Source organism: Paenibacillus sp. NPDC058177, from assembly GCF_042883835.1.
In the GTDB taxonomy this organism is placed as follows: Bacteria; Bacillota; Bacilli; order Paenibacillales; family Paenibacillaceae; genus Paenibacillus_AQ; species Paenibacillus_AQ agri.
Map to the genome: position 1 here is coordinate 2,049,910 of NZ_JBHVVB010000001.1, position 21,288 is coordinate 2,071,197.

Annotated in this window: 15 protein-coding genes, 1 tRNA gene and 1 pseudogene; 3 read left to right on the forward strand and 14 right to left on the reverse strand. The window is 47.1% G+C overall.

Going from position 1 to position 21,288, the window contains the following annotated elements; all coding sequences use genetic code 11:
- The 8 genes from ACFVU8_RS09860 to ACFVU8_RS09895 form a co-directional block, all read right to left on the reverse strand.
- The coding region (locus ACFVU8_RS09860) for an Ig-like domain-containing protein (RefSeq protein ID WP_387427131.1) at nucleotides 1-6,625 on the reverse strand (6,625 nt) is incomplete at its 3' end.
- Nucleotides 6,626-6,940: 315 nt separating this feature from the next.
- A complete protein-coding gene (locus ACFVU8_RS09865) occupies nucleotides 6,941-8,323 on the reverse strand; it encodes an MFS transporter (RefSeq protein WP_387427133.1) in 1,383 nt (460 codons plus the stop codon).
- A 113-nt stretch (nucleotides 8,324-8,436) separates the two neighbouring features.
- The gene (locus tag ACFVU8_RS09870; protein ID WP_175374393.1) at nucleotides 8,437-8,862 is read right to left on the reverse strand and encodes a MarR family winged helix-turn-helix transcriptional regulator; all 426 of its coding nucleotides are present in this window, start codon (nucleotides 8,860-8,862) and stop codon (nucleotides 8,437-8,439) included.
- 133 nt (nucleotides 8,863-8,995) lie between these two features.
- Entirely contained in the window at nucleotides 8,996-10,003 is a 1,008-nt protein-coding gene (locus ACFVU8_RS09875; RefSeq protein WP_387427134.1) for a FecCD family ABC transporter permease, read from the reverse strand.
- Nucleotides 10,000-11,010 carry a FecCD family ABC transporter permease gene (locus tag ACFVU8_RS09880; protein ID WP_387427135.1) on the reverse strand — a complete coding sequence of 337 codons (1,011 nt, stop codon included), beginning with the start codon at nucleotides 11,008-11,010 and terminating at the stop codon, nucleotides 10,000-10,002. The genes ACFVU8_RS09875 and ACFVU8_RS09880 overlap by 4 nt, the downstream gene beginning before the upstream one ends.
- A gap of 3 nt (nucleotides 11,011-11,013) precedes the next feature.
- A complete protein-coding gene (locus ACFVU8_RS09885) occupies nucleotides 11,014-11,970 on the reverse strand; it encodes an iron-hydroxamate ABC transporter substrate-binding protein (RefSeq protein ID WP_387427136.1) in 957 nt (318 codons plus the stop codon).
- A 135-nt stretch (nucleotides 11,971-12,105) separates the two neighbouring features.
- Entirely contained in the window at nucleotides 12,106-13,764 is a 1,659-nt protein-coding gene (locus ACFVU8_RS09890; protein ID WP_387427138.1) for a helix-turn-helix domain-containing protein, read from the reverse strand.
- Nucleotides 13,765-13,888: 124 nt separating this feature from the next.
- Nucleotides 13,889-14,371 carry a GNAT family N-acetyltransferase gene (locus ACFVU8_RS09895; RefSeq protein WP_387427139.1) on the reverse strand — a complete coding sequence of 161 codons (483 nt, stop codon included), beginning with the start codon at nucleotides 14,369-14,371 and terminating at the stop codon, nucleotides 13,889-13,891.
- 133 nt (nucleotides 14,372-14,504) lie between these two features.
- On the opposite strand from ACFVU8_RS09895, the pseudogene ACFVU8_RS09900 reads away from it, so the two are divergent.
- Nucleotides 14,505-14,591 (forward strand): annotated as a pseudogene (locus tag ACFVU8_RS09900) (LysR family transcriptional regulator); the annotation flags it as partial.
- A gap of 96 nt (nucleotides 14,592-14,687) precedes the next feature.
- On the opposite strand, the gene ACFVU8_RS09905 reads toward ACFVU8_RS09900, so the two are convergent.
- Nucleotides 14,688-15,494, reverse strand: a complete 807-nt coding sequence (locus ACFVU8_RS09905) for a helix-turn-helix domain-containing protein (protein WP_066371686.1) — start codon at nucleotides 15,492-15,494, stop codon at nucleotides 14,688-14,690.
- Between the two features lie 122 nt (nucleotides 15,495-15,616).
- Here ACFVU8_RS09905 and ACFVU8_RS09910 point away from each other — a divergent pair, with 122 nt between their 5' ends.
- Nucleotides 15,617-16,831, forward strand: coding sequence for an MFS transporter (locus tag ACFVU8_RS09910; protein WP_387427141.1), 1,215 nt, complete (start codon nucleotides 15,617-15,619; stop codon nucleotides 16,829-16,831).
- Nucleotides 16,832-16,935: 104 nt separating this feature from the next.
- Here ACFVU8_RS09910 and ACFVU8_RS09915 read toward each other — a convergent pair whose 3' ends face one another.
- From ACFVU8_RS09915 to ACFVU8_RS09925, 3 genes are all read right to left on the reverse strand, one after another.
- Nucleotides 16,936-18,018 carry an ABC transporter substrate-binding protein gene (locus tag ACFVU8_RS09915; RefSeq protein WP_387427142.1) on the reverse strand — a complete coding sequence of 361 codons (1,083 nt, stop codon included), beginning with the start codon at nucleotides 18,016-18,018 and terminating at the stop codon, nucleotides 16,936-16,938.
- 114 nt (nucleotides 18,019-18,132) lie between these two features.
- A complete protein-coding gene (locus ACFVU8_RS09920) occupies nucleotides 18,133-19,743 on the reverse strand; it encodes a helix-turn-helix domain-containing protein (RefSeq protein ID WP_387427144.1) in 1,611 nt (536 codons plus the stop codon).
- A 103-nt stretch (nucleotides 19,744-19,846) separates the two neighbouring features.
- Nucleotides 19,847-19,930 (reverse strand) — tRNA-Leu (locus ACFVU8_RS09925).
- A gap of 181 nt (nucleotides 19,931-20,111) precedes the next feature.
- Here ACFVU8_RS09925 and ACFVU8_RS09930 point away from each other — a divergent pair.
- Nucleotides 20,112-20,558 (forward strand): YhjD family protein, encoded by a 447-nt coding sequence (locus tag ACFVU8_RS09930; RefSeq protein ID WP_387427145.1) that lies wholly within the window; start codon nucleotides 20,112-20,114, stop codon nucleotides 20,556-20,558.
- A gap of 78 nt (nucleotides 20,559-20,636) precedes the next feature.
- Here ACFVU8_RS09930 and ACFVU8_RS09935 read toward each other — a convergent pair whose 3' ends face one another.
- Together ACFVU8_RS09935 and ACFVU8_RS09940 are read right to left on the reverse strand one after the other, a co-directional pair.
- Complete coding sequence (locus ACFVU8_RS09935; RefSeq protein ID WP_175374382.1) at nucleotides 20,637-20,855, reverse strand: hypothetical protein; 219 nt, start codon at nucleotides 20,853-20,855, stop codon at nucleotides 20,637-20,639.
- Between the two features lie 113 nt (nucleotides 20,856-20,968).
- Nucleotides 20,969-21,286 carry a hypothetical protein gene (locus tag ACFVU8_RS09940; protein WP_175374381.1) on the reverse strand — a complete coding sequence of 106 codons (318 nt, stop codon included), beginning with the start codon at nucleotides 21,284-21,286 and terminating at the stop codon, nucleotides 20,969-20,971.
- Nucleotides 21,287-21,288 lie beyond the last annotated feature (2 nt).

The window sequence follows — 21,288 nt, forward strand, 5'->3', positions numbered from 1 at the left end:
CCTTCAGGTTCAGCGTTGCTTTATCCAGGGTTACACCCGTTACTGGAGTATCCTTCAGTGTTACCGTTACTTCGCTTGTTGCTTGGAATCCGCCATCTTCAGTCTTGACTGTGATGGTGGCTGTTCCTTCCGCAATAGCAGTGACTTTACCGCTGGCATCCACAGTTGCTACTTCGCTGTTGCTTGTGCTCCAAGTTGCAGCTTTGTTGTTCGCTGTAGCAGGCTCAAATACCGCTTCAAGCTGTCCGCTCTCACCGACTTTTAATTTCAGTGTAGCTGGTTTCACTGTCACGCCGGTTACTGGTATGTTCGTTTTGTCCACGATCAGTTCCTTCGTGTCACGAACACGGATCCGGTCACCCTTGGAGTACTTACCACTCAAGCCCGTGGCCAGTAGCGTATCTCCAACTTTGATCGGTGCAACTTCACCAGTCTTGTTGACGATATACCCGTCTACAAATACAGTAACGGGTCCAGAGCCATCATTGAGGATGTACGTGCTCTCATCAACAATATCAACTACCTTAGCTTTCACCTGTACAAGCTGTCCTTGGTATTCATCTGAGACAGAAGCAGCTGTACTAAGCAATTTCGGCTCAACTGGTGGCCCAGAGCTAACCTTTACAATGCTATTATCGAATCTGTCAAAGATAAGTTCCTTTTCATTTTCGAACGAACCAATTTTTCCGTAGACACGTACTGTGTCCCCAAGCTGAAGTGCGCCGTCCGGAACATCGTTGAAGGCTACCACGCCGCCCGTTTCATCCTGAATAAAGGCTGAATCATAGAAGGCAGTCGTTGTTACTTTACCTTGGATTACAACATTTGTTTCTTCTGGAAGCTTACGAACCTCCGCGATTGGTGTTACCTTAATTTCACGATTAGCCAGCCAATTAACAACCTTCAATGCGAATGGAGCATTGTTGGTAGGTCCGTCGTTCTGGGTCATCTGCTTGTCATTAAATATGTTCATACCCGCTACAAAAATGCGGCCTTTGCCGAGTTGCTCTGAAGCTACAAGCGGGATCTTACTACCGCCTTTTACGTCTAGCAGAGGCGGACCATTCTTACCGTTAGCCGTATACACATTATACGAAACGGTGTCAGGTTTCAATTGAGGTGCATCCTGGAATGTCGATTCATTACCACTAGCCAGAACAGTCACTGTACTGCTATTGGCAAGCGGAATTTTATTTCCAGAACCGTCATTCGCCGCTAAACTCGCACCACTATAGAAATCCAGCAATGAAATGAAGTCAGTTAGTCCATTGCTTACCGGATTTAAGTGAAGACGTACTGAGAAGTTAGAAGTCAATGGAGTCGACCAGAAATTACCTGCTGGCGTCTCATCAAACACCCCGTCGTTATTGACCAAAATGCTTGAACCTACACCCTTCAACAGAGAATTCACGGTTTGCTGGGTTCCACCGAAATTACTTTTCTCCGTTAGCAATAGAGAACCGCCGCGATCAACGAAGTTCTTGATGACAGCAATCTCACTCGCAGAATATTCAGTGCTAGGGTGAGTTACCATCAACACGCCTACATTATTCAGAAGCTGATCAGACAAAGAAGTAGTATTCTCTACGACTGTGTAACCCTGTTGTTTAAGCTTCAGAGTCATATCTGTCAGGTTCTTAGCGTAGGTACCCGTATCCGTTGATGTGTTCTCATTCTTATGAGTCGCATCGATCATCAGCGTAATGCCGAGCGGAGCTTTAACATCAACCATCTGTTCATACTTGTTATCACCTAGATCAATGCCATCACTTGAAGATAATACGATAATCAGCTTGTGATTACCGGCTACAGGATTTGCCCAAATAACACTTGCATTAACATTTTGATTGGAATCTAACGAAGGAATTTCTGCATCCCCTATCAGATGTGTTGCATCAATACTGTCATAGTAGAAATGCGCGGTAATATTCTTCAGGTTAATCGTACCCATATTAGAGATCCCTGCTTTCAGGGTTACCGGATTACCTGCGATTGCCGCTCCCTCTACGATGGACAGATCGTTCACTCTTACAGCCAACGGATCTTCTTGCGACCAGATTGGGGAAGAAGAGGTTCGATCACCATCTTTTTGTGTTACTCGAACAACGAACCACTGCTGGCCACCCACAACATTGACGCTAGGGTTCCAGCTGAAAGAAGTGGAATTGTCCTTAGGAACATAACTTTCTATTACTCTTCCGCCGTTCGTTACTAACTCAACCTTCGCGATATTATCGTCTGAAGGTGTCTTGATGTAGCTGTATTTTGGATCAGTAGCACTCTCTAGAACCGGATCGCTACCTTTGATGTCAAACTGCAGACTCTTCGAATCTACTGTAGACCCCATGTAATAACCATTCGCCAGCACATCCAGCGAGAAATTCGGATCCTCACTGAAGTAGACGCGCATTTTACGCATAGCCTCCAAGAGAGATTCCTGAGACAGATCGTTAGCTACGATAATCGTCCGTTTCTTCGTTTTTCCCCAGGTTCCATCATGGTTATCTTCACCATAAGTTGGAGCCACATGCCAGCCTAAATCAAGTGCGCTGAAGAATTTATTCTCAGCATTAACATAAGAATAGTTACCGGAACCATTACCTACTTCAAGCATCGTGAAAAGCCTATTGACATTTTTATCATAAGGAATGAAGTTGTCAAAAGCATTTGCCGACATAGCCGGGTGGTTAAACTGCGCCACGATATTGTCATAGGTCAGTGTCCATGCATAATAACTTTGCAGGTTTTGATACTTACCGCCATTTTGAACACGATCGATAAAGTTGGTTGTTCCAAACACGTTGGAATGTCCCCAAGTGGTCGATGTCATTTCAAAAGCAGGGAATACGACAAAGCTCCCGTCCTTGGTGTATTGATTGGCCAGATCTTTGGTCAACTGCCAATCCGATCCGCCTTTACGTTCTGGCATGCCGTTATGATCAACCGTGTCTGTACCGGTCAGACTAGCATCGATATCGTGCGAATGATCGGAGAAAGCAAAGTAATCATAGCCATAAAATTCCGCTGCTTTCAAAGCATCTTCAGGAGATCCTTTGGCATCATGGGATATATTCGTATGGTTATGTGTCGTTCCCCGGTAATGATTACCGCCTGTAAATCTTTGTATAACCTCGAACGACCATTGGGTCGACGAAGTGTTGCCCAATTTATCCTTCGCACTAACCACAACAGTGTGTACGCCCACTGCCAAATCATCTTCACTGGCCAGTGTAAGCTTGATTTGGGTTTCGGACTTGACTGCTTTGGCTGTGAAATCCTTACCGTCAATAGAGATGCTCAGTGAGGAAATATCCACTCCATTCGGATCGTCCAAATCTACGGATACAACCGGATGGTTCGTCTCAATGGTGTCCATATTCGCCGGAAGCTCACCCGCATACTCTGGACCATCTTTATCCTCGACAATCTCTACCGCGTTAGGGGTAGCTTCGTCACCAGATTTGCGAGGCTCTTGTCCAACACTTTCAGCCACAATGTAATAGTAGATTTTAGATGTCTTCACATTAGCTTTATCAATCTTGACGTTGTAATTGACTTTGTCGGCCGTTTCCATAGGAATGGATTGGTACGACGATTCCCCTTCATTTTTATAATAAAGAGTCACCGAGTCTGCATACTTAGCCGAAGCTTTGATCGACACATCCAGGCCGGTATAGGCCTTAGTCAAAGGAACATGATTAAACTGCAAATCCCCCTTGATATCGGCGGCATTTCTCGGCAGGATAAAGTATCCGCTTGTGTATGGAGAAATTAATTTCGATTGACTGGCAATGCCTGTGAAGTTATATGCGTCTCCCAGAGACAATGCACTGTTGATATCAATCCCTGTAGTTTTCATAATTTTCACGACAGCTGTATTGCCCGCATCATCGGCAACCGTAACATTATAGTCAGGTCCCTCTGATGGAATGTTGGTTACCTTACCTCTGAAGGAAATCAGGTTGCCTTCAAGTGGCTCTACCTTCTCGTAGACACTCATAGCATCCAATTTGACAGCAGTTGGAGCTGGCACAGCCTCCATACCCTCATTCGTAATCGCTGTAGCAACCAACTGAGTCGCCCCGGCAACAAACACCAGCTTTCCGGCAACCTTTACTTTAGTGCCCGGCGCGATGGAGGAAGAGTCCTGAGCACCAATGACTTGAATACCGCCTGTTGAATCTTGTACGTAAAAGCTTGTTTTCTCTGCTCCCAAGGCTTGGTTAGCGGAGGTCACAATACCTTCAATCGTCGTTTCGTATCCCAAATTCAGCAGGAATCCCTTGTCATCGTTCGCACGAAGATCTGTGATTGGAAGCACTGCTGCCGGATTACCTGCAGCATCGACACGTACATAGGCGCTGTCTTTAGGTGTCGGTTGGGACGAATCCTTATGAGTTACATATACCGTTTGGTTTTGCCCTGCGTTAGTGATATTCAGCGCAAAGGCACCATCCGCTCCCGCAGTAACTTGTCCTGCAGGCGTCAAAGTTCCGTTGTTCAGGAAATATGCGCTTACCGTTGATGCATTAGGTACTGAACCTGCGGTACCCGTCACATTTCCAGTTCCGCTTGTATTTACAAAGCGAATTTTGGAAACATCCGGTGAAACCATTGATTTCGAAGTTCTGATCACGATCTCGTCCGGATTAGCGGTGCTGCTCGGAGAGTTCAATACAAAATCATTCAAAGGATTCTTCGTGAAGTAACCATTGCGCAGGCCAAAAGCTCCCCGCGGATCGGAACCAAGGTCCGTCTTGCGAAGCAGCGTCCCGCTTGAAATGCTGGTGGTAAAGAATGGCGAGCCCCAATGATCGGTTTTCATGTTGAAGCTTGGGTTCGTTCCGTTACCGAAAGCAACAATGTCAATGGCTTTCGGATCATCTTGACTGCTTATTGAGGTCGTGCTGTTCGTAATGGCCAAAATACCACCAGTAGATGCACTTGGATTAAGCGTTGTTGTCTGATCCTCTTTAACCGGTAAATCCTTACCAGTTGCACCCGTGTTGCCTGCAACGAGATAATAGCCGTGAGCTTTGATGATACCGGTCAACTTCGTTCCAGCACTAAAGCTTGTTCCTGTAGCCGAAGTATAACCAATGGCCCACTGATTGTTGAAGTTAATATCCTGATCTGTTGTGTTGTACAGTTCAAAAAATTTTGTTTTGTAGAACGCGCCGCCATTACCGCCGCCTACATAGATCTGGCTGAAAACAACATCGCCAGGTTTATAGTTGCTCCCTGCGAAGCTTACCGCGATCTTATTACTCGGGTCCTTGCCGTTTTCTTGTGCCACAATGTAAAAGGACGTTTTCGAAGCGGCATTGCTGAACGAAAGCGTAAACGATCCATCTGCAGTAGCTGTCGTTGTTCCCGCTAGTGTGTCATCCGCGAAATACAACTTGATGGATGAGTTGCCAGCTACGGCACCCGCAGTCCCTGAAGCATTAGTCAAAGTAGACAAGGTGATTTTGGAAGCTACCGGATCTGCCGTTTTGGCTGTAGTCACATTCACCGATGCCGTAGCGGTAAAACCACCATCTTGTGAAGTAACAGTGATAACGGATGTCCCCTGTGCATTAGCCTTCAACTTTCCTTGAGCATCGACAGTCACAGCTGCCGCGTTCGAAGAAGTCCAGGCAACTTGCTTGTTGGCAGCAGTTGAAGGCTGAATCGTTGCGAGCAATTGATCAGTGGCTCCAACCGTCAAGTTAACATTGGATTTATCCAACGTAATGCCCGTTACTTTAACGGGTCCAGCGGTTACATTGACCTCTGCTGTAGCCCGGAAGCTACCGTCAACAGTGGTAACTGTAATCGTGGCATGACCTTCGTTCACCCCAGTTACAACTCCGTTATCCACTGTGGCCACCGTTGCGTCGCTAGAGCTCCAAGTGACAGAACGCTCTGTTGCGTTCGCCGGCTGGACCGTCGCTGTCAGCGTCCCTTTTCCACCTACAGAGAGAGCAAGGTCCGCAGGATTCAACGTAACGCCTGTTACGCTGACAGGACCGAGTGGTTGCTGCGAACCTTTGACAACAATGTCCGATATTCTGCTGTTGCCATTCACAGGAGCTGTTGTTCCTGTACCATTAATCGCTGCTGAAGAATTGTTTAACCAGCGGATATATACCGCAGGCTGATTCTCTACGGCTTTTGGCAGATCAAAATCTTTTTGCGCGATCGTACTGTTTAAGGTATATGTTTCGGAAACATCAAAGAAGTCCGTGCCGTTGAGACTATATTGAATCTTAAAATCTCTTGGCCCAGTACTCGTACCATATTGCTTTGAAGAAAGAGTCAATCCGTAGTAACCTAATGTACTCAGTTGTGCCTCCCAGTATTCTCCGGAAGCCCAGCCGTCTTTGTATATCGTGTTACCTGTTGCTGAATAAGTAGCTTTTCTATCACTACTTAACTTCAGCTTGGCGGTATTAATATTGGAAGCAATACCGCTGGTCGCTGTGTCCAAATTAGTCGCTGAGAAGGTCCAGCCGGCGACAACCTCCGGCGCTACCGCATCAGCTTTGACTACCCCACTATTCGGCAGGATGGTTACAGCTAGAATCATCACAATTAAGGCTGCGCTGATCCATTTCCTGTACTTACTCATTAAATTAAACACTAGAGCAAAACCCCTATTCTTAATGTCATATGTAGCTAAAACTTTTTGAAAATGATGATATTCACCTTAACGCCAAGGGGTTTAACAATTGATCAATAAGCATCCCTCTTCCTGCTGTTGTAATCGGTCCAACTGCATCCGCACAATTCAGCCGACATTATTAATTATATTAACTTTTGTAAGTGAAATATTAAGGTATTGTTACCATATTGTAAATAGATTGTATCTTAAAATGATAGAAAAAGGTGAAGCCTAAGAATCTGACGATCCTCCTGCTCCACCTATTTTCAAATTATAAAAGTATGTCTCTTCCAGTTATAGTCTACCTCTTACATAGAGCTCACGAAAAGAAAATGCAAGGCTTAGAATTACAAATAATAGCTGGACTGCTAAAGCGAGCATAACCCCATTCAAAATGCCCCATTGAAAAGTTTCACTCACCGCAATCAAGGCCCCCCCTATTCCAATGCTTAACCCTGGGCTGAACGCATCGGTAAATTGGATATTAGCGGATACCTCACCCTCTTTTCCTGCTTCAACCTGCTGCAAGGCCATGGCTCCAGTCGTTGGATGCGCCAAACCGATACCAAAACCAGAGAGAATCTGTGAGAATATAGCGGTCCAAATGCCGCCCCAAGATGAGGATATAGCTACTATTACCATAGCAACCCCAACAATCATCAAACCAGTACCAATTACAACGCGCTTCTGTCTTCCTGCTCCCCTGTCGTTTGCGTCTAATTTAGCTTGTAACCAAGCTGCTGCTGACCAACTCAACGCACCAGCTGCAACAATTAATCCGGCAAAATGAGCGGACAATCCTTTTACTTCCGTCAGCGCTAAGACCACATAGCTTTCTGTTGCAAAGTAGGAGGCTACGAACAAACCTCTGACAACAATCGTGGTCGGCAAGCCCCGTTTTAACCTCATCGTCCCTTCCGGCAGCAGCTTCCGCAGCGGTTGAATCATAATCGCGATTCCGGCTAATGAGAGGAGAATTCCCTTCCACTCCGTTACCGAACCTAATCCGCTCAGCAGCATTCCCGTACCGACGGCTAACAGTACAGCGTATCCTTCCTTCTTACCATTAGAGCTTTCCGCTTCCCGGTTGACCTGAAATTTGCGGAAAGTAGGTAACGTCAAAGCAACCGCCAGAACGATAAAAGGAATCACCATCCAGAATACAAATCTCCAGGATAGATATTCCGCCACAAGCCCCGCCACATAGGGACCGATTAATGCAGGCAGGATATAAGCGCTGGAGAATGCTGCAAGAATTTTGGTTCTGATCTCATCAGGATATCCTAATGAAATACTGTAATACACGCAAGTGACGATCGCCCCTGCACCAAAACCTTGAAACGCTCTTCCTACAATTAAAGCAGGCATATTCCATGCCGTCGCCGCAATCACAATACCAAACACAAAGAATACAAACGATATGATGAATGACGCATAAACGCCTCTTCTATTGATCTGCTGTCCCATGACCATTGTTCCGATTATTTGTGATAACAAAAAGGCACTGAATATCCAGCCATACAAATGCAGCCCCTGCAATTGTCCTGCCAGATTAGGTGCGATAGTTGTAATTGCTAATCCTTCAAAAGCGACTGTAGTTACAGCAATGATAATACCAATGGTTAACGCCCGGTAAGGGGCATCGAAGATTCCCGGCTCTTTTTTGTTCGTTTCCATTCTTTTACCCTCCATTTAGTTGTCTAGTCACTAATTGCCATGGCAAGTATATGTGCTAAAAAAGGAACTTACAAGTAGAAACGGCTTTGCCGTCCGCTAAGGGACGGTATCCGTTATAAGTCCTTTACATTGTTATGCATAACAGCCAGCACTCTTCTGAACGTCTCGACCTCTTCTTCCGTCAGCCCCTCGACCGTTTTAAGGTAGGCCTCCAGTGAAGGCTCCATAATCTCATCCTCTACCTCCCGGCCCTTATCCGTTAGATAGACTCGCAGTGCCCGGCGATCCAGCTCATGGGTTACCCGATGAACAAATCCCTTCTTCTCCAGCTTGAATAGCATGCGCGCAACATTCGTCTGATCCTTCTGCAACCTTTCGGCAAGCTCCTTCTGGGTGATGCCTTCCGTCTCCCATAGAACAACCAGAATTTCCCATTGCTCTACTGTGATATCGAAGGGATTAACAACTTTCTGATAATAGCTGTTCAGTTTCAGGGCGGCTCGCTGCACAACAACGCCAATATACTTTTCTAATTGCACAATGCTGCCTCCAATATAGTAGACATGATTATAGTTGCTATGACCATTATATTTTTAATTTATTTTCCTGTCAATTGCTACAAGCTATAAAAAAAATCGCCTCAGCTTCAGCTGAGACGGGCATGTATCAATCCTATTTTTTTAGCAGCAAATAAGCGAAATAAGGTACTCCAATTAGTGACACCATGACGCCTGCCGGGAGACCGTCGGGGTCGACCAGATTGCGTCCGACCGTATCGGCCAGCAGCAGCAACCACCCGCCGAGCAGCACCGCAACAGGAATAAATAATTGATTACGTGGTCCGACCAGCGCTTTCGCAATATGCGGAGCCAGCAGACCGATGAAAGCTATCCCTCCGGTGACCGATACTGCAGATGCCGCCGCAGCAACAGCAACCACGATAAGAAGCAGACGCTCCCGATCCAGATGAACACCAACGCCAATCGCCGAAGCCTCACTCAAATTGAGTAGATTCAGCTGCCTGGATTTGAACAGTGTAAACGGAATAAGCAGAATTAACCACGGGAGCAATGCCCATATAAACGGCCAATCCGTACCCCATATGTTCCCCGCGATCCATTTCGCAATGAAATCCACCTTAGAGCGTTCCGCCGAAGAAATGATTACGATCATAATCCCTGACAAAGCCAGAGAGAAACCTACCCCAACCAATATCAGACGAGTCGGATCAAGACCGCGGGAACGGCTGTAGGAGAAAATATAAATGAGTATGGCTGTAATTAATGCCCCGAGAAACGCCACGAGCGGCAGCATATATACGTATGATCCCACTTTGACAGGGAAATACAGGAAGAAGATTGCAATAGCTACGCCTGCCCCGGAATTAATCCCAATGATGCCCGGATCAGCCAGATCGTTGCGGGTAATACTTTGCAGAATCGACCCGGATAACGCCAAGGCCATCCCCGACAGCAGCGTGATCAGAATTCTCGGCAGTCTGACAGAGAACAGGACAAAATCTTCTTTGAACGTGCCATGACCCGATAAAACAGGGATCAGTCGGTTAAAAGACAATGACGAATAGCCTACGCCCATACTGATTACAGCGGTCAGGACAATAAGCCCCAGACTGATCAACACAATAAGACGTTGTTTACGAACAAGAGCGGACAATGTCATGAGAGTGCTTTGCCTCCTTTACGTACGACAAACAAGAAGAAGGGTAAGCCCACCATCGCTACAATAGCTGCCATCGGAGTCTCATAGGGCGCATTTATAGTACGGCCGAGCGTATCGGCCAACAGCATAAAGCTGGCGCCAGCGAACACGGAGAACGGCAGGATGTACCGGTAATCGGTGCCAACAATCATGCGGACAATGTGTGGAATCATCAGCCCCAGGAAGGCAATGTTTCCGACAAGCGCTACCGCTGCCCCCGTCAGCAGAACGACCAGAGTAAACAGGATAAATTTGACCCGGACGAGCTTTTGCCCCAGTCCCATTGCAATCTCATCACTCAGGCTAAGAATGGTTAAATGATTGGAATACATAATCGCCACCACAATTGCTATCACAATAACTGGTGTGATCACTTGTAGCTGTCCCCAAGTTGTGCCGATCAATCCCCCGGCGGTCCACATGGAGACGTCCTTGGATATTTTGAAAACAAGACTGATGCCATCTGCAATGGCATACAGAAAGGCGGAAATAGCTGCTCCCGCCAGCACGATGCGAATGGGAGACAGTTTCCCTTGTCGCATGGAGCCAAGTCCGAGGACCAGGCCCGCACCTAATGCAGAACCGATAAAACAGGCCAGCATAATGCCGAAGTAGCCTACTCCCGGAAGAAATGCAAAGGCCACAGCCAACGCCATATTTGCTCCAGAGGTCAGACCCAGCAGGCCAGGATCCGCGAGCGGATTACGGGTTACGCCTTGCATAATGGAGCCGGATACCGCAAATGCGGCACCGACTAGCATCGCAGCCAGCTCACGCGGCATACGAATTTCACGCAGGATGAGAACATTCTCACTAGACGCACCCGGAGAAGTTAGCGCCAGCCATAGATCATACAGCGTTATTTCCTTAGCTCCCAATACCATCGAAATAGCAAAGGAGACGACGAGCACCAGCACACTGCCAAGTAGCTTATAGAAAAATGGGACTGAACGTTTTTTATCTCTCATTGGTTACTTGTTCAAAAAGCTCTTGATAAAGAAATCCAATTGATATTCCAGACTCAGCGGATCATTGAAGTAGAACGACTTGGCATCCACTTCATAGACATGATTATTTTTCACAGCTGGAAGGTTCTTGTAGGTTTGAGTATCCTGGAAGCTGTTATCCTCATCGGCATTTTTACTGAAGATAATATAATCACCTACATAATCCTTCATCACTTCCGTAGACAATGCCAAATAACCGTCTTTCGCTGTTGCTTCTATCGTCTTCTCAGGTAGACTGAAGCCAAGATCACCGTATAGAAGCTCTGTACCACGTCCAAAGTTATATCCATACACGTACAACTGTTTGTTGAAGGTCTCAATTACCGTCACCGTTGCGCCTTCGCCAACCTTCGCTTTAATCTCTTCGCCGGCTTTTTCGGAACGTGCCTTGAACTCATCGACCCAGGCCTGTGCTTCTTTTTCTTTATTCAACAATTTCCCCACTTCAAGCTGCTGTGTCAAATAATCGACTTTAGCATATGTAAAAGTGACGGTTGGAGCAATTTGCTTTAACTTGTCATAGTTTTGAATATCGCTAAGACCGATAATGAGATCCGGCTGCAGCTCAATGATTTTCTCCAGACTTTCATCCGTAACAGCCTCAACGTCTTTCAGTTCATCTTTAAATCTTGGGTTCTCCTTGGACATCTCGTCCACGCCCACTACCGGCACACCAAGCGCCATCACATTTCCTGTTAAGAATCTGGTCAGCACAACTACGCGCTGCGGATGTGAAGGAACTTCCACAGGGCCGTTCTCAGATTGATAATTAAAGGTTCCCGCTGGCGCTGCGTTAGAGGACTGGGACGCCTCAGGGGAAGAATTATTCACGCTCTTCTCAGCATTATTGGTTTGATTGGCACCACAGGCGCTCAGAATAACTACTAAAGATAAGATTACCGGTACGAAAAGCTTTTTCATCGGATGACTCTCTCCCTTTTTATAATGACTATGTACAATGAATATTCTCATTGATAATGAGTTTCATTTTCATAACCTATTATAGTAAGCCTGATTTCGCTAAACCATGGCTTATTGTTGGAAAAGAAGCTTGGACTATTGAATGCCGGTAAATAATGCCACTGCACGTTGCAACTGTAGACGAATAGAAACGGGGTTATACGGGATCCATTCATCGATGTCCAGATGATGCACTTTATCGTTCCGAACCGCCGAAAGCCCCTTCCAGTATGAGGATTGAAGAATAGCATCGGCATGGGCGAAAGAACCTTTCGGGTCCGGGAATACAAAAACAAGCAGACGATCACCCGCATAATCGGCAAGCTCCGCCAGCTCAATAGGAATGGAATGAAATTGATTACCCAGCCGTTCTATCTCCTGTCCGATTTTGGCCGGGGGCTTCAGCCCAAGCGAATGGTACATCACATATCCTACATTTCGAGCGCCGTATACCTGCATCTGCTCCGGACGCAGAATCAGAATCGTAATCGTTTCCTTCACGACTGCGCTTTCCTGTACCTGCAGACGAGCCTCCTGTTCCTCTTCCTCAAACATCGCGAGCCACTCTTCGGCTCTTTCACTACGCTGGATGGCCTGTGCAATAAGGCGGAAATGCTCCTTCCAGCTTAGCTCCATCCAAGATATTTCAATCACCGGCGCTACCGCCCGCATATGCCCTAGGTTCAAGCCAAATCTGTGCAAATGCTGCTGTGCCGCGATAATCAGCTCAGATTTTGTCTCCAGTAACACCGAATTAAGCTGCTCAGGAGAAGCATCTGCGCTAATAAATCTCATGTTTTGCGGTTTCTCCAGTTCGGCAATACTCACATATTCACCGTTCTCTGCAATCGTCACAACGGGTTCCAGTCCAAGCAGCAACAGATGACTGGCATAAGGGGTTAGTACAACGGCTACGCGCGGCAAGGAGGATCGGCGGTTATAAGCGGAAGGCGCTGCCCCGGTCTGGCGCTTGAAACGGCGGCTCAAGTAAAATTCATCCTTATAACCTACCTTTTGCGCAATCTCTCGAAGGGTACCCGAACCACTGATTAACAATTCGATCGCCCGGTGCACGCGCAAGCGCGATAGATATTCCTGGGGGGAAAATCCGGTCAGGCGTTTAAATAATATAGAATAATGTGAACTGCTGATACCGGCCAGCGCCGCCAGCTGTTCTCGCGTTATTTTATCGCTAAAATGGTTCTCCAGGTAGGTAATGCTTCGGTCCATACTCGGCTGGTCACTGACCGCATACTTCGCGTCCTCCCGCTCCAGCAGCTCCGCAATAATTTGATGAAAAACAATCTGATTCTTCACATGCCGGGCTTCATGGATCGGTGAACGGTAAAGATAAAGCTCCTCAACCTTAGCCACAATATCAGGTTCGCAAAGAAAGAAATGAAGATTAGACCCACCCAGCACCTCGCTTCTCCGTACCAAAGAACTTGCAGGCGGAGAGGTCGGTGGCTCCCAGATGCCAATGGAAAGCTTGTACGCATGAAGTGGCTGCAGGGAATTTGTAACTAATGCCGCATGAACCTGTGCCGGAATCAGCATAATGCTTCCTTCTTGCAGCTCAAAGGTCTGATCATCCAGCCGCAGTACCCCCTTGCCGCCTGCGATAGCAATCAGCACCGTAAAGTCCTCATGGATCTTATGCATGGGCTGATTAGAAGTTCCATATAACGAAAGAATCTGGGCAGCCGTATATAAAGGAAAGTGAGACTCCGCCCACTCCGAATTAACGTTGTTCAAAACAAAGCCTCCATTATCATCATGATGAGGGGCTACTCGCCCCTGCATCATTTTAAGCCATATACACCTGATAATGAAGCATTAAATCTTTTTCATCAAAGTTAGACGTAGAGATCACACACATTCAGCTTAAATCCAGTCGGAACAATAACGAATTCCTGTCCGGATATTCATAGGTTACAGGCAGTTCAGCTGTGGTGATTTCCTTGAAGCCATTCTTTCTGTAAAATTGATGCGATCTATCGGCCGAGGAGGGGGTATCTAGAAGAACCGTCCGCCCTCCTTGTTGCTTGGCAAACTCTATCAGGATTTCAAAAAGAGCTTTTCCAATTCCCGGTTCCTTGCCACGATACTCGCTGTACACGAAAAACTTCTTCAGAATGAACACCTCGTTCGTCTTCTTCATCAGTCCTATAGAACCGATCACTCTGTCCTTCTGATCCACAGCGATCCAGAATCCCCCTCCAGCCTTGAGGTAGCAATTCGGGATATCCAAAATATCACCTTGCTCTTCTATCGAGATTCCCAGCTTGTACTCATCATTCTGCACACCCAGCACAAGATCAATAATCCCCTGCTTATAACGTTCCTCATAGGTTGTAATCATTCTGGCTCTCCTCCTGCGCTCTATACAGATTAATAGCATCCCACCTCTCCACCTTACGGGATTTCCACTTATCAGTAAAATTGAAATATATGAAATGAACTATTTATAAAAATGATATGTTACTTTCACAAAAATCATAGAATATGGTAGCTACACCCTTGCTGCAGAGCATCTGGTGTACACCCAATCAACCATCACTTCGCATATTCAGGCCCTTGAGGCACATGCTGCTTAAAGGAATAGAAAAAGGGCTGCTCCCGTAAGCCATTTTCATGACTTATAGAACAGCCCCAACACACTTGTTTAACATACTTGTTTAAAACAGTTGCTGCCTGTATTGCTCAGGCGACATGCCTATGAACTTCTGGAAAGCACGATAAAGCTGACTTGGACTCGCAAAACCAACATCCAGACTGATGTCGGTCACGGTATGTCTCGTAGAGCGAAGCCGCCGCTTGGCTTCGTCGATCCGGATTTTCAGCATGTACTGGTAAGGAGAACGTCCTATCAATGCTTTGAAGGAACGGATAAAATGATATCTGCTCATCCCGGCGATTCCGGCAAGCTCTTCTATTGAAACTGGCTTCATATAGCAATCCCGCATATACTCCAGCACCCGAACCAAATGCGGGTCCTCGCAATCCGGAAGCCCCTTCTGTACGGTAGCATTGGAATCCTTCTGGTGATTCCCGCGCAGGATTCGGGACAAATAGTGTATGATCTCCAATTCCGTCTCTTCAATAAAGCCTGCCTCTGTCCCGTCATTCGAACATAGGGCTACACTCCATTTTCGGTGCTGTCGTAATAGCTCATCCCCATTCACACGCTGTTGTATAACAGGCTCCCATGGGCGGTCCAGTTCCCAAATCTCCATGAAGTCCTTCAGCTGGATAACAACCACACCTTCCCCGTCCTTAATCTCAAAGGCATGACTGTCATTAGGGGACTTGATCAGCGCCTCCCCTCTCTCCAGCTGGAAGGAATTATTCTCCAAGTCGAAAGCGCAGGAACCGTACACAGGCACGGTGATCTGGTACATATTATTATGGCGATGCTTTTCGTTAATAAAGCTATTCTCAATTCTCCACAGTTCCAGCCGTGGAGTTGTCATGTGTATCTGCATGGTCACTCACCCGAGTTCAGTATAGCAAAAAATGCTCAAAAGAAAAGCATCAATCGCGACGACAGATCATCCGGCAATGCGCTAAGCTACCGAATAAGACAAACAAGCAAAGGATGATTGTTATGAAAACTGTCTCAAGCCCTGCCCTGGCAGCGGCCCGCTCGTACTCTGTGTACGCCTTGATCGGCGTTACGGTGGCCCATCTGCTGAATGACGCGATGCAGTCCGCTGTCCCAGCTGTTTTCCCGCTACTGCGGCAAACGCTCGACCTTAGCTTCGCCCAAGTCGGCTGGATTGCCTTCATGCTTAACGTAACCGCCTGCGTGCTGCAGCCGTTCATCGGGAGTCTGACGGACAAACGGCCGATGCCGCTGCTGCTACCCGGCGGAATGCTGTTCTCATTGATCGGTATTATTGGTATGGCCTATTCATCCCATTTTGTAGGATTGCTGATTTCAGCCATGCTACTAGGTATCGGCTCCTCTGTACTCCATCCGGAATCCTCGCGCGTTGCCCATCTGGCTGCTGGCAAAAGCCACGGGATGGCCCAATCCGTCTTTCAGGTTGGCGGCAATACCGGCCAGGCATTGGCTCCACTGGCAGTCGGCTTTCTGGTTATGCCTTACGGAACACGAGGGCTGATTATGTTCGCATTCGCTGCCGTCCTCGGCATCTTCCTGCAATATGCCGTCAGCCGCTGGTATAAGCAGCAGCTTGTAGCACCGAAGAAGGTTCAAACGGCTGCAGCTGCAGTTCAGCATCCCCGCGGCTTCGTCGCATTGGCGATCAGTTTGCTGATTGTGCTGCTCTTCTCTAAGTTCGTATATATAGCCAGCATGACCGGATACTACTCTTTCTATTATATGGATCGCTTTCATCGTCCATTTGAGGATGCGCAAATTCCATTATTTGCTCTGCAATTTGCCGGGATGCTCGGCACCTTACTCGGGGGACCACTTGCAGACCGGTTCGGACGCAAAAAGATCATCTGGTTCTCCATTGCCGGTACAGCTCCCTTTTCCCTGCTGCTGCCGTATGTGACACCATTCTGGTCTATCATACTCTGCGGTCTGATCGGCGCCATCCTGATGTCCGGCTTCTCGGTCATCATCGTGTATGCACAGGCTCTGCTACCCGGTAAAATCGGCACTGTATCCGGCTTGTTCTTCGGCTTGGCATTCGGCCTGGCCGGACTCGGTTCAGTCATTATGGGCTGGCTGATCGACCTGACAGACGTCTCTTTTGTCATTCAGATATGCGCTTTCCTGCCACTGCTGGGACTGCTGGCTATGTTCTTGCCATCTGACAACAAGCTTGCGGGGAATGCCCGCGGATAAGGCTATCTTAATAACCGCTTGGCATGTACTTGGATACAAAAATAGCATCGAGAGAGCCGTTTTATTGTACGCGGTTCTCGATGCTATTGCTCTAGTTAGTCCTACTACTTGCTGCCTGTAACCGCAGCTACAACATCATCAATAACGTTGCCTTCCGCAATTGGGCCGCTAGACATCCAACTTCTCGCCGACACCTTAAATACGTGATTTTGCTTAACAGCCGGCATCGCCTTCCAAAGACCCAGCTTCTCAACCTCTGTAGTAGCAGCGGCTTCTTTATCGAATTCTTCCTTCGTACTGATAGAGCCACCATACATGGCAAACACATAGTCTGCGGTTATGGAAGGCAGCTTCTCAAGCGAGGTATTAATCCCCCAATCATCCGTTGCGGCCTTCTTCAATTCCTCAACGCTGGCATCGGGGTGTAACCCCAGCTTCTCGTAGATCAGGGGTGCAAAGCTAGGAAAGAACACTTGCAGGTCCTTGTCTGATGGACGCATATAGACTACTGTTTTATCAGTTCCAACTGCGGAAACAATGGTTTCCTTGGCTTGCTTGATTTTATCTTCATTGGCCTGGATCACAGCTTGTGCTTTATCTTCGAGGCCAGTTATTTTTCCGATCTCGGTGATCGAGGACTTCCAATCATCTGGCGCATAAGGAACTGTCGGAGCAATTTTGCTCAGCTCGTCATATCCACTTTGATCCGTAAAATATTGCTGGAGAAGTATAAGATCTGGTTTCGCCGCCAGAATCGCTTCCAGGTTCGGCTTCATATCTGCGGTTCCCGACAGTGGAATTCCCAATTCTTTGAGCTTGTCTTCCAGATAATAGCCGTCGAATCCATAGGCATACACCATTGGAACCCCCAATGAAAGGGTGATATCTTCAAGCCCAATCACGGCGACGCGCTTCGGGTGTGTTGGAGCTTTAGTCTCCCCGTAGGCATGCTTGATCGTTAACGTCTCAGCGGCTTCCGTCTGCGACGAATTATTTCCCTGTGCTGAACCAGAAGCATCGGTAGAGGCTGCTGCTTTCTCATTGGCCCCCGTATTCGTGTTATTCCCACAAGCGCTAACCAATAAGGTCAGCAGCAGTATGATCATTAGCCCTGCCATGTTCCGAAAGCTGCTTTGCCCCCTATGGACACCCCGTATTGTGCCATTGGATCTCTCTGTTTGATGCATCGTATTCCCTCCGTCACTGTAATTAATAATGATATTGATTATCATTATCGACTAGGACATTATACAACACACTTACAGCAACGGGAATATGAAAAGATGCCGACTTTTCTCGGGCTATAGTGCACGAAATAGTTGTTCAAGCTCCTGCAAGAAATCATAATGCCGATTGGCCGTATACTCCAGAATCGGCTCAGCCAGCCAAGCTTGGCCCGAAGTCTGATACACGTGACCGTTCCGGACAGCTTTCAGGCGCTGCCAAAGTTTAGACCGCTGAAGCCGTTGCCAGTTCATTAGCGACTGCCCATCCTTCATTACGTTAACAAGCAGTATATCCGCATCGAATGATGCGAGCTGCCCTGCTTGAACCTGTTCAGTAAATTCGATGTGTTCCACGCCTCTTGCACAATGGATCTGCAGATCGTCGTACAAAACTGTACCTGCACGCTTTCCCCAAACCTCAAATCCCCTTGGCAAGATATTTAGAATGAGCAGGCCACCTTGCCTGAACGAATAAGGAATATTCTCCCGAATGACTTCAGCTTTCTTATCGTAACGGCCGAGCCAGCTCTCTGCTTCCTTATCCCGGTCCAGAAACTCGACAGTCCTTTTCAAATGCTCTCTCCAGCTTAAAGAGTGCCAGGGTAGGAACAATACAGGCGCTATCTGACGAAGCTTCTTTTTCTCTTCATCGGGAACCATTTCATCTAGTGCAACAATCCGATCTGGCCTTGCTCTCCATAAGGCTTCTCTATTAAAATTGTAGTCATGTCCCAAAGGCACCTTAATGTCAAAACGGTATTTCTTGCGGTAATCGTCACTCCAGGTCTGATCAATTGGCGCAGCGTACGGAATGATCTGTAAACTAAGTAGTTGCCCGACATTAGGCCAGCTATATGCTGCTACTTTGCAGGTTCGATTCGCAATATAGATACTTGGCGACATTCCTACATGCTTTTTAAACTGGCTGCTGAAATACTGGCGATCCCTGTAACCGACCTCTTCCGCAACTTTTTGCAGGGATTGGCCTTCATCCAGTAAACTTTTAGCCTGATTCGTACGAAGCTCTGTCAGATAATCCATAGCGCTTTGACCGAATCGGTCTTTAAATGACCGCATGAAATAATACCGGCTCATACCGGCAAGCTCAGACAAGTGATCGACCGTGATCCCTTCTCGAAAATGATCATTTATATACATACACACTTGGTCCAGCGCAGCCTCGTGTTGGCCTTGGTTCTTGAACAACAGATGCAAGAGCTCCTGAAATCCCGCCTGACTGACAAAGCGGTCCGCAGCATCGTCCGTATGCCAGTGAAAAATTATTTTCTCACAGAAAGACAGTAGCAGTGTGTCTGCATTCACGCTCACCCGGGCCAGATCCGGCAATATACGCCCCTGCTGAGCACCATATTTTTCGGGAGTATCCGTTTCTACATGAAACCGATACAGCACTTGATCCCCATCTGAATCATAAGTTGTTTCCACTCGCTGCCCGGGCATCACGATATATACGGTATGAGGGGTTAGCGGGTACAACATGCCATTAATGACGATATTGCCGTGCCGCTTGGCAGCAAGAATAAGCACATAAGCAGGAGCAGTTTCATACAACAGACGGTAAGTCGAACGCTCCGTTTCTCGGAAACAGTCTTCCAACCTGATCCAGACACGGCTGAGCAGTTCTTTATGCTGTGGTCCTTCCTCGCGTTCTTGAAGCGGAGTCATCTCCACCCTCCCTTAGTTTTGTAATGTCTACTATTCCGATTATGCAAAAAGCCCCTGAATTGCCACAAGGACAAATTCAAGAGCTCTTTGATTACTAACTTGATGCGGTCGAGAGGACTCGAACCTCCACGGTATTGCTACCACACGGACCTGAACCGTGCGCGTCTGCCAATTCCGCCACGACCGCATATTATGAAGTCCACATTCTCTTGGACACAAGAGATATCTTACCATGCAAATATGATCATCGTCAACTAATTTTTAAAAATGATGTCACTCAACATTTTCTGTATAATTATTGCTTTTATTAGTGGAAAAGATGTATAATGAGAACAAAGGTTCGCATACTATAAATGAGGTGATTTATAATGGCGACTACTAAGCGTAACAACTCCAATTCAACCGAAGAAATTACCAAAGATGAACTGTCCCTTGTGAGAAGCTACCTGCTGCTAACATTTATCCATAAAGTATTTGAACGCGATTGTCGGGTTATCAGCAAGAGCGGTCTGTTCAAGACACCTCAGCTCTATATAGAGCTTGTATCCGGCGCTGCCAAGAAGGCCTCGTTAATGTTGCAGGAGGTGAATCGTGAGCTGACTTCCCGCCATCTGAAGATCAACACCGTGCGTCAGGATCAACGTGGTGTAGAAGCACAATACAATTGCAGAGGGTATATCGGAGAGATGAATATCCTCTGGCCCGGTTTCCGAAGAGAGATGATGCTTCGTATGCGTGCCTATCTCGGCCTTGCTACGGACTCCTCTATGGTCTCCCGAGAAGAAGATGTGGTACAGTTAGCTTTATCTATATAATCTCTGTGGAATTCCCCGGAACACAGAACAGCTCCCTGCCAGGATGATTGGCCAGGGAGCTGTTTAGGTTATACATTACTATATATTATCGGGATCTCTTCTCGGTTCCTTGGCAGGCTGAATCAAGTAATTTCGATCAAGCTTGACCACATTTCTGTTAGGGCGGCGAATCATCACTTGAGACTCGTCCCATGCCAGTACGATTCCTCTAATATCGTTGCTGGCAATGCCGTCGCGTACCACACGTACTTTCTCACCGGAGATGCGGTAGGCATCTAGCTGTTCATCGCTAATCATGGTCATTCCCCCTTCTACGATAGCTTATCCGAATTCCTTTCATAAAACAAAGACCCAAATGAGAATTCACCTGGGTCTCCTGCTCGTAAATCCGTTATTCCTGTGTCTGTTCCTTATATCAGCGCTTCATTCTTCTCAAACCAGAAATCGAGAACTTTAGCGGACATCACACGTTGCTCCAAATACTCTACCTGGTTCGCCGTAAACTTCTCTCTCCAGGCGTAGGTCAGTTCTTCACACAAGCTTGTAATGGTCAACAACTCCGACCAAGCTACATAGCGTTTGTACCAAAAAAACTGAGGATGTTCAATCATATAGGGGTACAGATCGTCAAACTCCGTATGTTTGCAATCCAGCGCACGCTCGAAGTGATCCTTGGCCTCGGTTAATTTATCAATAAAAAATTGCTCTGTCACCGGTTCTTTCCCCATTG

Excerpts from the sequence above, each read along its gene's own strand:
- ACFVU8_RS09880 (WP_387427135.1), bottom strand. The coding sequence starts at position 11,010 with ATGAGAGATAAAAAACGTTCAGTCCCATTTTTCTATAAGCTACTTGGC.
- ACFVU8_RS09915 (WP_387427142.1), bottom strand. The coding sequence starts at position 18,018 with ATGCATCAAACAGAGAGATCCAATGGCACAATACGGGGTGTCCATAGG.
- ACFVU8_RS09910 (WP_387427141.1), top strand. The coding sequence starts at position 15,617 with ATGAAAACTGTCTCAAGCCCTGCCCTGGCAGCGGCCCGCTCGTACTCT.
- ACFVU8_RS09905 (WP_066371686.1), bottom strand. The coding sequence starts at position 15,494 with ATGCAGATACACATGACAACTCCACGGCTGGAACTGTGGAGAATTGAG.
- ACFVU8_RS09865 (WP_387427133.1), bottom strand. The coding sequence starts at position 8,323 with ATGGAAACGAACAAAAAAGAGCCGGGAATCTTCGATGCCCCTTACCGG.
- ACFVU8_RS09895 (WP_387427139.1), bottom strand. The coding sequence starts at position 14,371 with ATGATTACAACCTATGAGGAACGTTATAAGCAGGGGATTATTGATCTT.
- ACFVU8_RS09935 (WP_175374382.1), bottom strand. The coding sequence starts at position 20,855 with ATGATTAGCGATGAACAGCTAGATGCCTACCGCATCTCCGGTGAGAAA.
- ACFVU8_RS09885 (WP_387427136.1), bottom strand. The coding sequence starts at position 11,970 with ATGAAAAAGCTTTTCGTACCGGTAATCTTATCTTTAGTAGTTATTCTG.
- ACFVU8_RS09875 (WP_387427134.1), bottom strand. The coding sequence starts at position 10,003 with ATGACATTGTCCGCTCTTGTTCGTAAACAACGTCTTATTGTGTTGATC.
- ACFVU8_RS09920 (WP_387427144.1), bottom strand. The coding sequence starts at position 19,743 with ATGACTCCGCTTCAAGAACGCGAGGAAGGACCACAGCATAAAGAACTG.
- ACFVU8_RS09940 (WP_175374381.1), bottom strand. The coding sequence starts at position 21,286 with ATGGGGAAAGAACCGGTGACAGAGCAATTTTTTATTGATAAATTAACC.
- ACFVU8_RS09930 (WP_387427145.1), top strand. The coding sequence starts at position 20,112 with ATGGCGACTACTAAGCGTAACAACTCCAATTCAACCGAAGAAATTACC.